General features: G+C 48.6%; 12 protein-coding genes. 10 read left to right on the plus strand and 2 right to left on the minus strand.

Features of this window, described 5'->3' with window-relative positions; translation table 11 throughout:
* The first annotated feature begins 39 nt into the window (after positions 1-39).
* The 6 genes from ftsA to IPP66_06355 all read left to right on the plus strand — a co-directional run bounded on the left by ftsA (position 40) and on the right by IPP66_06355 (position 5,460).
* Positions 40-1,275, plus strand: coding sequence for a cell division protein FtsA (gene ftsA, locus IPP66_06330; GenBank protein MBK9924895.1), 1,236 nt, complete (start codon positions 40-42; stop codon positions 1,273-1,275).
* A 154-nt stretch (positions 1,276-1,429) separates the two neighbouring features.
* Positions 1,430-2,599, plus strand: coding sequence for a cell division protein FtsZ (ftsZ, locus tag IPP66_06335; GenBank protein ID MBK9924896.1), 1,170 nt, complete (start codon positions 1,430-1,432; stop codon positions 2,597-2,599).
* Positions 2,600-2,871: 272 nt separating this feature from the next.
* On the plus strand, positions 2,872-3,300 hold the full coding sequence (locus IPP66_06340; GenBank protein MBK9924897.1) for a hypothetical protein: 429 nt from the start codon (positions 2,872-2,874) through the stop codon (positions 3,298-3,300).
* A gap of 50 nt (positions 3,301-3,350) precedes the next feature.
* Positions 3,351-3,545, plus strand: coding sequence for a hypothetical protein (locus IPP66_06345; protein MBK9924898.1), 195 nt, complete (start codon positions 3,351-3,353; stop codon positions 3,543-3,545).
* Positions 3,546-3,611: 66 nt separating this feature from the next.
* Entirely contained in the window at positions 3,612-4,598 is a 987-nt protein-coding gene (locus IPP66_06350) for a hypothetical protein (protein ID MBK9924899.1), read from the plus strand.
* A gap of 58 nt (positions 4,599-4,656) precedes the next feature.
* A complete protein-coding gene (locus IPP66_06355) occupies positions 4,657-5,460 on the plus strand; it encodes a hypothetical protein (GenBank protein ID MBK9924900.1) in 804 nt (267 codons plus the stop codon).
* Positions 5,461-5,487: 27 nt separating this feature from the next.
* Here the strand turns inward: IPP66_06355 and IPP66_06360 are convergent, their stop codons facing one another.
* A complete protein-coding gene (locus IPP66_06360; GenBank protein ID MBK9924901.1) occupies positions 5,488-6,672 on the minus strand; it encodes a class I SAM-dependent methyltransferase in 1,185 nt (394 codons plus the stop codon).
* A complete protein-coding gene (locus tag IPP66_06365; protein MBK9924902.1) occupies positions 6,669-7,118 on the minus strand; it encodes a GNAT family N-acetyltransferase in 450 nt (149 codons plus the stop codon). The genes IPP66_06360 and IPP66_06365 overlap by 4 nt, the downstream gene beginning before the upstream one ends.
* Before the next feature lie 53 nt (positions 7,119-7,171).
* Between IPP66_06365 and IPP66_06370 the strand changes: the two genes are divergently transcribed.
* The 4 genes from IPP66_06370 to IPP66_06385 all read left to right on the plus strand — a co-directional run bounded on the left by IPP66_06370 (position 7,172) and on the right by IPP66_06385 (position 12,226).
* Positions 7,172-7,816, plus strand: a complete 645-nt coding sequence (locus IPP66_06370; GenBank protein MBK9924903.1) for a hypothetical protein — start codon at positions 7,172-7,174, stop codon at positions 7,814-7,816.
* A gap of 133 nt (positions 7,817-7,949) precedes the next feature.
* Entirely contained in the window at positions 7,950-8,432 is a 483-nt protein-coding gene (locus tag IPP66_06375) for a hypothetical protein (protein ID MBK9924904.1), read from the plus strand.
* A gap of 72 nt (positions 8,433-8,504) precedes the next feature.
* Positions 8,505-10,913: a transketolase gene (locus IPP66_06380; GenBank protein MBK9924905.1), complete on the plus strand. Its 2,409-nt coding sequence runs from the start codon at positions 8,505-8,507 to the stop codon at positions 10,911-10,913.
* An 83-nt stretch (positions 10,914-10,996) separates the two neighbouring features.
* Complete coding sequence (locus tag IPP66_06385; protein ID MBK9924906.1) at positions 10,997-12,226, plus strand: 2-oxo acid dehydrogenase subunit E2; 1,230 nt, start codon at positions 10,997-10,999, stop codon at positions 12,224-12,226.
* The last annotated feature ends 25 nt before the right edge of the window (positions 12,227-12,251 follow it).

Genomic DNA, 12,251 nt, shown 5'->3' on the forward strand with positions numbered 1-12,251 from the left:
GCCGCCAGCAAGCTGGCTGACTCCATAACAAAAGGAATTATGGAAGAGATCATTGTAGGTATAGACGTAGGCACCACCAAGGTCTGCACGCTGGTTGGACGCGTGGAGGACGATAAGTCCATCCGCATCCTCGGCGTTGGCATTGAACCTTCGGAGGGGATCAAAAAAGGCATCATTGTAGATTTGGCCGCGGCTTCACAGGCGATCACTCGTTCGGTGAAGAAAGCGGAATCCACTTCGGGCCTTGAGATCACCTCTGCGTTGGTGAGCATTGCGGGTGCCCATGTTTCTTCCGTAAACAGCCGTGGACAAGCCGCCGTAAATGGCAACGTCATCGAACAATTCGATATTGAGCATGCCCTTGAGCAAGCACGTGCAGTTGCCATTCCGTATGATCGTGAGATCATTCATGTCATCCAGCGTGGCTTCTCTGTGGATGGGCAGGATGGCATTCGCAATCCGAAAAATATGCACGGCTATCGCCTCGAAGTAGAAGCACACATCATCACTGCCTCGGCCGCGACTGTAGATAACCTGCGTCAGTGTGTGGGTGCGGCAGGTGTGGAGATTCAACAATTTGTGTTGAACCCTCTTGCCTCTGGTGAAGTGGTGTTGACTGAACAGGAACGTCAGATGGGTGTGGCCGTATGTGACATCGGCGGCGGCACAACGGACCTGGCGATCTACGTCAACGGCGATGTGTGGCATACGATGGTGTTGGCAGTTGGCGGCAACCACGTTACGCAGGATATCGCGCATGGATTACGCCTTCCATTCACGCAGGCCGAGGATGTGAAGAAGCAACAAGGATACGCCGTACGTGCCGAGGTTGGTGCGGAAGAATATTTCTCCATCCGCCCGTTCGGTGAGGATCTGCCTGTACAGATCAATCGCAAGGAACTCGCACACATCATCGAAGCGCGTGTGGAAGAGATATTCTCATTGACTTTACAGGAGATCAAGCGTTCCGGCTACGATGGTTTATTGCCAGCTGGCATGGTGTTGACGGGTGGCGCTTCTGCTTTGCCCGGCATCCGTCAGATCGCCAGTGATGTGTTGGGAATGCCGGTCCGCATTGCGCAACCTGAGAACCTGTTGGGTTTGGTTGATCGTTTGAATTCACCTGCCTATTCAACGAGCGTAGGTTTGTTGAAGTGGATCATGTCGATGCACGAACAAGACTTGAGTATTGGACGCGAACGTCGTTCCAAAAAAGGAGACAAGCGTATGGGATTTGGTGTTGTTAGAAAGATCATCGGTAGGATATTGCCCTAGTGTATATCCGTCCTGAGCGGAGCGAAGCGCGCTTCGACTACGGTGCAAAGAACGCACCTCCGCTCAGCGCGGAATAAATGATACATAACATTAAAAAATTATGTTACGGAATCAAAAACAAGTATCATAAGACCAATGTTTGATGGAGGTAGTCATGGACTCGACTTATAAGAACAATGCAGAGCAACAAACAGAAGCGTTCGCCCGCATCAAAGTGATCGGTGTCGGAGGCGGCGGATCGAATGCCGTCAACCGCATGATCGACGAAGGAATTCAAGGCGTTGAATTCATCGTCGCTAACACCGATGCACAAGCCCTGATGCTGACGAAGGCAACCCGTCGCGTTCGCCTCGGTGACAAACTCACCCGCGGACTCGGCGCAGGCGGCGACCCTGAGGTCGGCCGTAAAGCCGCAGAAGAATCATCGGACGAACTGTATAACGTGCTGAAAGGCTCGGATATGGTCTTTGTCACTGCGGGTATGGGTGGCGGCACCGGCACCGGTGCGGCTCCCGTCGTTGCGCAGATCGCAAAAGAAAGCGGCGCTCTCACCATCGGCGTTGTGACGCGTCCCTTCACATTCGAAGGTATGCGACGCATGCAATCGGCTGAAGTGGGTATCGGCAAATTCAAGGAACATGCAGACACCTTGATCGCCATCCCCAACGACCGTCTCTTGCAGATCGCAGACAAGCGCGCTTCCCTACAGGATGCCTTCCGCCTTGCGGATGATGTTCTTCATCAAGGTATTCAGGGTATTTCCGAACTCATCACCATCCCTGGCCTCATCAACCTCGACTTCGCAGATGTTCGCGCGATCATGTCTGAGGGTGGTGCCGCGCTTATGGCAGTTGGAACAGGCGCAGGCGACGAAAGAGCGAAGAAAGCCGCCGAAGATGCCATCTCCAGCAAATTACTTGATATCACCATTGATGGCGCGCGCGGCGTGCTGTTCAATGTCACCGGCGGCCCATCCATGACCCTCTTCGAGGTCAATCAGGCCGCGGCCATCATCCGCGAAACGGCTCACCCCGATGTGAATATGATCTTCGGTGCGGTCATCGACCCGAACATGGGCGACGACATCCGCATCACCGTCATTGCCACGGGCTTCGAGCGCACATCCATGCCGCGTCGTGCATTGGAACGCCAGCCGCGGACAAACGAGACTCGCCGTGCAGAGACTCCTCTCACGACCCGTCCTTTGGAATCGGTTTCGGTTCATGCCGACGTTCAATCTGGTGAGGCCAAACAAGCCTCTTCCCAGCCCCTGATCAACAAAGACGATCTCGATGTTCCTACCTTCTTGAGGAATCGCAGATAGTAAACAGACCTGACAGGTTTTTAAAACCTGTCAGGTCTCTGAAAATCATTCTTGTGGTTGTCACGATAGGGCTTGCCCTATCTCAACAAAAGAAAGTCAAGTCCAGTTCCCCCTTTTTTGCCGGAGCGGTTCTGTGTGCCTGGGCGAGGCATACCGAATCGCTCTGTGCATCCCCCTCCCAGCCTCCCCCATTTTCAGACGAACTTCAGTCTGAAAATGGGGGAGGTGCTGCTTTAGCGGCGGTGGGGGTGGGCGGTGTATAATAAAAACAAATGAACGCCAAAATTCCTCAACCAGTTCACGAATCCTATAAGCGACATCGCAAGGAAATGGTGCGGCAGATCATCCTGCCCATCGTGTTGACATCGCTCCTCATCATTACATTGATCGTGTTGATCGTCAACGTAACCTTCTTTCAGGGTACAGGTGACGTTGCCCGTTGGGCGGCTGTCTCAACGATATGGATCGTTATCCCCATCATGATCGGGTTGTTGATCTTCCTTGCGTTGATGGTGGGCCTTGTATACTTGATGGCTAAGCTTCTCAACATCACCCCAACCTATACCGGCCTCGCGCAAGATTACGTCCGTTTGGGTGCGGTGTATATCCAACGTGCCGCAGAAGCTATCGTGAAGCCCGTGTTGCAACTCAATGGGATTCTGGCAGGCATCCTTGCGTTCTTTGAAAAGATAAAACCGTAAACCAAGACCGGGGTGCGTCGCACTCTCTACATCATAAAAGGAATTAATTCATGAACAAAAGCAGAACTCTATTATTGGGCGCACTTGTTGGCGCAGTGACAGGTTTGATTGCGGCGATGTTGCTCGAACGCAACGCCGAAAAGAACGAAAAAGAGACCGCCATCACCGCAGGTGAAGGCATGAAACTCGGTGTGTTGGTATTTGGTTTGTTGAGGGCAATTGCATCCCTGGGGGATGAGAAATGAGAAGTTGCAACGTCACAGGTCTAAAGAAATAAATTTCTTGTAGTTTGACTAACAGGGTGTAGGAAAATGGAATCAGATATCTATTTTCAAATCGTTCGCAAATTGAGTAATTCTTCAAAGAAGAATTATGGCGCAAACCAATTTGACGTTAATGCCCCATCTGATGTGCCGCAAAATAAAGCTTATGCTTTCATTAGCGTTGTGTTGTTGATAATTGTATCCATCGTATCCAGTTATTTTGTATTTAAAAACGAAACTCGTTTAGCGCTTGTAATTAATATGTATATTGTTGAGGTTGTCTCAACAATACTTGGAGCTTTGAATTTCCCGTCCTTCGTAAAAAGATTCACTCTTAAGCAGGTTGCATTTATTTTGTTTGTGTCAATTCTATTGATGGTTAGGATTTTTTATCCCCCAAATATTATTCCACAGATAACTGCAATTAAAGTAGGCTTATTTTATGTCACCTGGGGTATTGCTGTTTTTGTTGTGTCTGTGACGGTTTGTATGTTATCTAAAACGGCAATCGATATTTTTGACGTTTTACTTGATATTGCTGGCATTTTTATACCAATGTTTCCAGCGACCTTTGGGAACTCCATACCGGACTTAACCTTGAAAGTGCATAGTATCTTAAGTAATGACGTTTGCAATTCCAAAAATTGGGAAAAAGACTTGAATTATGTGATTACTGCTTCTCAGGCCGATCTCGATTCTGTTGAGGTGCGTTCTTTACCATGGGCAATTATTTTGGGGCTTGGCATTATAAACTTCCAAGGAGTAAGTACTGAAAACTCGACATTTATTTTTACTATTTTCGGGGCATTATTATTGTTTGTGGGTTTAGTGGCAATATTTAATACTGCTCGTATGGCATACTTTCATACTGTAATCATACAAATGGGAACTAGATTGTTGAACGAAATGTCTGAAAGACCTGATACATCTCGGAACGGCATGGAAAGCACGAAAAAAGATATATATTTCTTTTCTGGTGTTGATAAGCCAGGCTGCCTATTAGGATTCTTCTTGCCAAGAAGAGACAATAAGTGATTTCCTAATGTTTCGAGGTTTCTTTAATTGTTGTAGATTTGTATTGGAGAACTAAATAATGAAAATTTACAAATACTGGACCATCGAAAAGCAAGCCGTCCTCATTGATGGTAATCAGCAGGAAGTCGTCTGTTATGGTGGGTCGAATATTTCCCCAGAGGATGCACGAGCGAGAGCGAAAGAAAAGGCACAGAAGATACAACGAAAGATCATGGGGGAGAAACATCTCTTTGAAGATTATGAGGTGGAGATCCGTGAGGAACTGCTTCAAGAGATCGATCCGCATGCGATTGTCACACGAAATCGGTATGGCGCACGGGTGCTCAATGTTGAGAATATGATGATCCTCGATATTGACAAGCCCAAGTCAACAGGCGGGCTTGCTGGGCTGTTCAAGAAAAAGGATACGCGTCCACCCAAAGAACAGATCTTTGACATGGTCAAGACTCTGGCAGTGACCAAATATCCAAACTATGCCTTCCGTATCTATGAAACCTATCAAGGTGCACGAGTGATCGTGTTGGGTAGGGATTTTGATCCGCGTGACCGCGAAACGAAGAAAATGATGGACGAATTCAACTGCGATCCTTTGTATACGATGTTATGCGTCAAACAGGGATGTTATCGCGCACGCTTGACCCCCAAACCCTCCCGCATGAAACTCCGTGGATACAAAGTTAAATATCCACGTGAGGGCGATGACAGCGAATTTCAACGTTGGGTCTCAGAATACGAAAGCTTGAGCCGGAGTTTCAGTGTTTGTAAATTTATCGGACAGGTGGGAACTGGATATGGCGGAAGTGAAGTGATACGCTTCCATGATGACGTTACAGGGGTTGGATATCCACAAAAATTGGCATGATATTGTAGGGGCGGGGTCATCCCGCCCCTATAGTTTTATACAAACCAACCCCTTTAAATACGCGCCTTCGGGGAAATGCAAAGAGATGGGATGATCTGCCCCTTGTGATAAATGTTCGATGATCTGTGCATCCACACCCGCATCGAGCGCCGCACCGGCTACGATCTTTTGGAATAACCCAGCGTCAACTCCGCCAGAACACGAAAATGTGACCAGTATCCCGCCGGGGCGTAATAGTTTGAAGGCCAGCAGGTTGATGTCCTTGTAGGCGCGGGTCGCTTTTTCGGCGTGGGCCGAAGTGGGCGCGAACTTGGGCGGGTCGAGGATGATCATGTCGAAGGAACGGGCTTCGTCGCGGAATTTGCGGAGGAGTTGGAAGACGTCACCTTCGAGTGCGTTGTGCTTGTCAACGGGGAGTTTATTGAGCGCGATATTTTCTTTGCAGAGTTCCAACGCATCAGCGGATGAGTCCACAGATAGCACGGACTTGGCTCCGCCTGCCAAAGCGTTGACGGTGAATCCGCCTGTGTAGCAGAAACAATCCAACACGTCTTTGTCCTTTGCAAGTTCTCGCACGCGGATGCGGTTTTTGCGTTGGTCGAGGTAGTAACCTGTCTTGTGGCCCGATGCAGGGTTCACAATGAACTTTAGGTCGTTTTCTGAAATCGTAATTGGCAATTGGGGAGTGCCGCCACGTAGCAACCCAACTTTGGGTTCAAGACCTTCAATCTCACGTACGTCAGCATCGGAGCGTTCGTAGATGACAGCGAGTCCCGTTTCTTCGAGGAGGATGTCCGCGAAGGTTTCCTTCCAGTATTCGGAGCCAGCCGTCAATGATTGAAGGACAAGCACATCGTTATATTTATCCACGATCAAGCCGGGGATGCTATCTGATTCGGCGTAGATTAATCGTAGCGAATTGGTGGATACGGAATCAAATATCGAATAGCGAGCGTCAATCGCTTTGCGTATTCGTTTGCGGAAAAATTCCTTGTCTATAACTTCATCTGTAAACGTCCACACACGCGCACGGATTTGCGAGTTAGGTGAGTAAGAGGCTCGGGCGAGAAACTTTTTATCGGACGAGAGTAGGTCAACGGTCGAGCCGGAAGCGGGCTCTTTATCCACGCTTTGAATCCCACCGGAGAAGATCCATGGATGGCGACGAAGCAGACTCTTTTCACGTCCCGCTTTAAGAATGACGTTGGTCATTGACGTTCCTCGCCTTGGAAGGGCTTCAGGATCTCCATCCAATTTTCTGGGTTGGCAAAGGGGCTCCAGCCGAATTGTTTGTAAAGCCCGTGTGCATCACGTGTGGCGAGAGTCCAACGGCGCAGGCCTTGCAGATCGGGGTGTGACATGATCGTTTGCATGAGCCATTTGCCTAGGCCGTGTGCGCGATAATCTTCGTGGATGAAAACATCGCAGAGGTAGGCGAAGATGGAGTAGTCGGTGACAACGCGCGCGATGCCGATCTGTTTCGTGCCGTCATACACGCCGAACACAAGCGAGTTTTCGAGTGCACGTTCCGTACGTTCGCGCGGACGCCCGTTCGCCCAATACGAACATTCAAGCATGGCGACGATGGCATCACGGTCGAGGCGTGCGGGGTCGGTGCTGATAGTGAAGTTATCTTTGTGTGTTTCGATTGTTTGCATGGCGTGAGTCTATCATAGGTGATATTATCGTGGCTTATTAATAAGGAGAAAACATGTTCAAACCTGTAGTATGGAAAACTTTTCCTCGTGACTTTATCGTTATTCAAATTGGATTTGCGCTCTTTGGGCTTTCGATCGCGCTGATGATCCGTTCGAATCTTGGGACCAGCCCCTGGGCTGTGCTCGAGGTGGCTTTATCTCAACTGACAGACATCCGCCCTGGAAGAATGGGCATCCTTGTGGGCTTTGTTGTTTTGTTCGGCTCGTTGATCTTGCGTGAGAAGATCGGTTGGGGGACGTTGGGCAATATCCTGTTCATTGGGTTATGGGAAGATCTGTTCTTGGGAATGCTTCCGTCTATTGAACAGAATCTCCTTTTGCAGGGAACCATGTTGTTGATCGCGATCTTCATGATGGGCATTGCCAGCGCCATCTACATCGGCGTAGATGCGGGAGCCGGTCCGCGTGATAGTTTGATGATGGCGGCGCATCGGACGACGAAGTTAAGCATCCGTGTGGCGCGTGCCATTATCGAGATCACCGTTGTCGTTGTTGGATGGTTGTTGGGCGGCCCGTTAGGTGTAGGAACTCTGATCTTTGCGCTGTTGATCGGTCCCGCCGTGCAATGGGCGTTCAAGATGTTCAAAGTGAAAACACATCATCCTGAGACGGAGATCGTAGAGGCCGCAACGGATTGATAATTAGGATGCCAGCGTTCTTTTTATGCGAAATTCAGAAACCAATCAGTCAATCTTCGCTAATTTTTGATAAAGTTGTGGAGATTAGCAAAGATTAGTAAAAAATATTCTGTGTAAGTCCTGTATATAAAATATGAATGTGATATATGCTCTTTCAGATTTTTTTCTGAGCTCCAGTCTAATATTGTTTGGAGCATCTGTCCTTGTGTTGCTCTTACCCTATCTGCTGTACTACACTTCTGCAAAGCGATATGAAATAGGCGAACTACAGACGCATTTCCCGGAGCTGTCCATAGTAGGCGGATATCCGTTTTTTATTTTTCTACTATTACCTATTTTGTTTTTAGGGTTTATTTGTGCATCAGAAACACTTCCTGATCTAGCATTTAATTTCATTACGGTTGGAGTAGCTTGTGTGGCGCTTTTTCATGGGATCTTTGCTTTGAAATTTGCGGTTTATCCACTGTTTGTTCGAACATCGTTGTTGTCGTCTAAAATGTTTTATTTTCACGATCAAGGAAGGGGAATAAAAATTCTTGGGTTGATTCAAATTACTGTATCCATGTTCGTCATTTTAGCGACCATCCTTGTTGTTTTGGTAAATCTTTCAATATAAAATCCTATTGATAATTGGAATATCCTTTTCCGTTATAATTCTCCTCAACCTTAGCCAAAGGAGAGAGACTTCATGCCCAAAAAGAAGGGTAGTGTTGTTGCATTTCCGTTAGAGAGAGAAGAGATCATCAAGGATTATCGTCTTGCGTATCAAAGCAGGCAGGCGAGCCTTATCGGCAGGCGGGAGGTACTGAGTGGGAAAGCAAAGTTCGGAATTTTCGGCGATGGCAAGGAACTTGCCAATATAGCGATCGCGCGCGCCTTTCGCAAAGGCGATTGGCGCTCAGGGTATTACCGCGACCAGACCTGGATGTTCATGTTAGGGGTGATGAGCATTCAGGAATTTTTTGCGCAACTCTACGCACACGCCGACCTCAACCACGAATCCAATATGGGCGGGCGTTCGATGACTTCGCATTTCGCGAGTCGCTATATCAATCCGGATGGCTCGTGGAAGAATCAAACCCAAATGTATAACAGCGCGGCGGATATTTCTCCCACCGCTGGGCAAATGCCGCGCGCGGTAGGGCTTGCGTATGCATCCGTGTTGTATCGTGGGTTTCAAAGTAACAATCAATTTTCAAAGAATGGGGATGAAGTTACATTCACAAGCATTGGCAATGCATCCACGGCCGAAGGTCTGTTCTGGGAATCAGTCAATGCCATTGGTGTGTTGAAAGCGCCTGCTGTTATCACCATCTATGACGATGGCTATGGCATCTCTGTCCCCAATCAATTTCAAATGGTCAAAGAAAACATCGGCTCGATCCTCAAAGGCTTCGAGCGCGATTCTAACCTCCCGCCAGAAGAAGCTGAACGTGGATACAACCTCTACAGCGTGCGCGCCTGGGATTATCCCGCACTGGTCGAAACTTATCTCTCCGCCGCTGAGATCGCGCGCGAATATCACATCCCATCGTTGATCCATGTTACCGAAGTCACTCAACCTCAAGGACATTCCACATCTGGTAGTCACGAACGATACAAGAGTCCCGAGCGGATGCAATTCGAGGAAGAGTTTGATTGCGTCCGCAAGATGCGTGAGTGGATGATAACGAACCGCGTCATTTCGGACCTGGAACTGGTCGCCATCGAAAAAGCGGACTACAAATCTGTAGAAGGGATCCGCAAACTGGCATGGGATGCGTATCTTGCTCCCATCATGGATGAACGCAACGAAGTGATGGACATGCTCGATGAGATCGCAGGTAGTTCGAATCATGCCGCAGACTTGGAAAAGATTCGGGAACGGCTGGCAAACCTCCCGTCGGTGGGGAGGCGTGATGTCCATGGCGCAGTGCATGAAGCGTTGAGAGTTCTGCGTCTCGAAGCGAATCCATCCAAGCAGATTTTAGTCCAATGGAAAAATGAAGAGGACGAGATCAACGAGGAGCGGTATGGTTCGCATTTGTATAGCGGTAGGGGCGTTGCGATCAAGGAAGTGAAACCTGTGTATTCAGCGAAATCGCCGACGGTGATGGGCTTTGAGGTGATGAACGCTGTGTTCGATGCGATGCTGGCACGTGATCTGCGTGTGGTGGCGTTCGGGGAAGATGTGGGATTTCTTGGGGATGTGAATCAGGGTTTCAAAGGAATGCAGGAAAAGTATGGCGCGTTGCGTGTGATGGACACAGGCATTCGCGAAGCGACGATCTTAGGGCAGGCAATTGGCCTGGCGATGCGTGGGTTGCGGCCTATTTGTGAGATTCAATATCTTGATTATGTATTGTATGTATTGCAGGGTATGAGCGATGACCTTGCGAATTTACATTGGCGTACTGCAGGCGGTCAGGCTGCCCCTGTTATTGTGCGGACGCGAGGTCATCGTTTGGAGGGCGTTTGGCACGCAGGCTCGCCGATGGCAGGGATTATTAATCTTGCGCGCGGCATGAATGTGCTGGTGCCTCGTGATATGACTCGTGCGGCAGGTTTCTATAATACGTTGTTAAAATGTGATGAGCCAGCACTTGTTGTAGAAGTGTTGAATGGCTATCGCATTAAAGAGAAGTTGCCTGATAATGTCAGCGAGTTCACTGTCCCGCTCGGTGTGCCTGAGATAATACGTAAAGGCAGTGATATTACAGTGGTCACTTATGGTGCCTGTTGTCGTATCGCGATGGATGCGGCAGAAAAACTTTCTCGAGAGGGTATTGATATTGAGGTTGTGGATGTGCAATCCCTGTTGCCGTTCGATATTCACGGACGAATTGTCGAGTCGCTGAAGAAAACGAACCGCATCTTGTTTTTGGATGAAGACGTGCCGGGCGGTGCGTCCGCGTATATGATGCAGGAAGTGCTTGAGAAACAGGGCGGATATTTTCATCTTGACTCGGAACCGAGAACGTTAACTAGCAAAGCACATCGTCCTGCATATGGGAGTGATGGCGATTACTGGTCAAAGCCAAATAGCGAAACAGTGTTTGATATGGTGTATGAGATGATGCATGAGGTTGACCCGAATAGATTCCCCTCGTTCAAGTGAGTGAACCACGGAGACACTGAGACACGGAGATTTTAAAATCTCAGTGCTTTAGTGTCTCAGGGTTAGGCAATTAAGGAGTATTTATGGCGACAAAAGTTTTAGTTCCATTACTCGGCGAAGGGGTTGAAGAAGTTACTGTTATCAAATGGTTGAAGAAAGAAGGCGATTCGGTCAATGAATTGGAACCTTTGCTTGAAGTAAACACTGACAAAGTGGATACTGAAATCCCATCACCTGCTTCGGGGACAGTGTTGAAGATTTTGGCAGAGGAGGGACTCCCTGCGAAAGTGGGGGCAATACTTGCTTTTATTGGGAAGCCTGGGGAGAGTATAGAAGTTTCAAGTTCTCAGGTATCAAGTGTCACATCGAACGTGGAAAATCCTGTTCTCAAAGAAAACGTGATACGCGATACATCGCACGCGACACACGAGTTAGGTTTTATTTCGCCTGTTGTTGCAAAAATCGCCGCGGAACATGGAGTCGATTTACAACAAGTACAAGGCACGGGGTTGAACGGACGGATTACTAAAAATGATGTGCTGAATTATGTTGAAAACGAAAGACCGACGATGGACCATAAACCACAGACCGGGGTCAATCGCCCTTCGCCGGTGGTCGCAACTCCTATTGGAGATGATCGATTAATAAAACATACAACCATCCGCAAACAAATTGCCGAGCACATGGTCATGTCCAAGCAGACATCGCCTCACGTGCTGACTGTCATGGAAGCGGATATGAGTCGGGTTATCAAGCACCGCTCTGCGAACAAGGATATCTTTGCGCGAGATGGTGTCAATCTCACTTACACAGCGTATTTTATGGTCGCCATTGTCGCGGGATTGAAGGCATATCCACGTGTCAATTCTTCATGGTCAGATGATGGCATTCTTGTCCATAAAGAAGTGAATATTGGGATGGCAACTTCGCTTGGTGAAGATGGTTTGATCGTCCCCGTAATTAAAAGCGCGGACAATTTGTCTCTGTTGGCGATGGCTCGTTCTGTGAACGATCTGGCGTATCGGGCGCGTTCGAAAAAACTCCAGCCTGACGATGTAAAAGGCGGGACGTTCACATTGACCAATCACGGTATTAGCGGGTCGCTGTTCGCCTTCCCTGTGATCAACCAGCCGCAATGTGGAATCCTTGGTGTGGGCGCAATGCAGAAGCGTGTGATCGTGACTGAAGATGATGCGATCGCTGTCCGCCCGATGGTGTATCTCTCGTTTGTGTTCGATCATCGTATTCTCGATGGCGCGTCCGCGGATTGGTTTTTGGCGAAGGTGAAAGAGACGCTTGAAAAGTGGAGTTAGATAAAAACAGGAGATTGCTTCGTCG

Origin of the sequence: Candidatus Defluviilinea proxima (genome assembly GCA_016721115.1) — a bacterium.
Taxonomy (GTDB): domain Bacteria; phylum Chloroflexota; class Anaerolineae; order Anaerolineales; family Villigracilaceae; genus Defluviilinea; species Defluviilinea proxima.

Bases quoted from the DNA above. Each gene is read 5' to 3' on its own strand.
- ftsA (MBK9924895.1), top strand. From the start codon at position 40: ATGGAAGAGATCATTGTAGGTATAGACGTAGGCACCACCAAGGTCTGC.
- ftsZ (MBK9924896.1), top strand. From the start codon at position 1,430: ATGGACTCGACTTATAAGAACAATGCAGAGCAACAAACAGAAGCGTTC.
- IPP66_06340 (MBK9924897.1), top strand. From the start codon at position 2,872: ATGAACGCCAAAATTCCTCAACCAGTTCACGAATCCTATAAGCGACAT.
- IPP66_06345 (MBK9924898.1), top strand. From the start codon at position 3,351: ATGAACAAAAGCAGAACTCTATTATTGGGCGCACTTGTTGGCGCAGTG.
- IPP66_06350 (MBK9924899.1), top strand. From the start codon at position 3,612: ATGGAATCAGATATCTATTTTCAAATCGTTCGCAAATTGAGTAATTCT.
- IPP66_06355 (MBK9924900.1), top strand. From the start codon at position 4,657: ATGAAAATTTACAAATACTGGACCATCGAAAAGCAAGCCGTCCTCATT.
- IPP66_06360 (MBK9924901.1), bottom strand. From the start codon at position 6,672: ATGACCAACGTCATTCTTAAAGCGGGACGTGAAAAGAGTCTGCTTCGT.
- IPP66_06365 (MBK9924902.1), bottom strand. From the start codon at position 7,118: ATGCAAACAATCGAAACACACAAAGATAACTTCACTATCAGCACCGAC.
- IPP66_06370 (MBK9924903.1), top strand. From the start codon at position 7,172: ATGTTCAAACCTGTAGTATGGAAAACTTTTCCTCGTGACTTTATCGTT.
- IPP66_06375 (MBK9924904.1), top strand. From the start codon at position 7,950: ATGAATGTGATATATGCTCTTTCAGATTTTTTTCTGAGCTCCAGTCTA.
- IPP66_06380 (MBK9924905.1), top strand. From the start codon at position 8,505: ATGCCCAAAAAGAAGGGTAGTGTTGTTGCATTTCCGTTAGAGAGAGAA.
- IPP66_06385 (MBK9924906.1), top strand. From the start codon at position 10,997: ATGGCGACAAAAGTTTTAGTTCCATTACTCGGCGAAGGGGTTGAAGAA.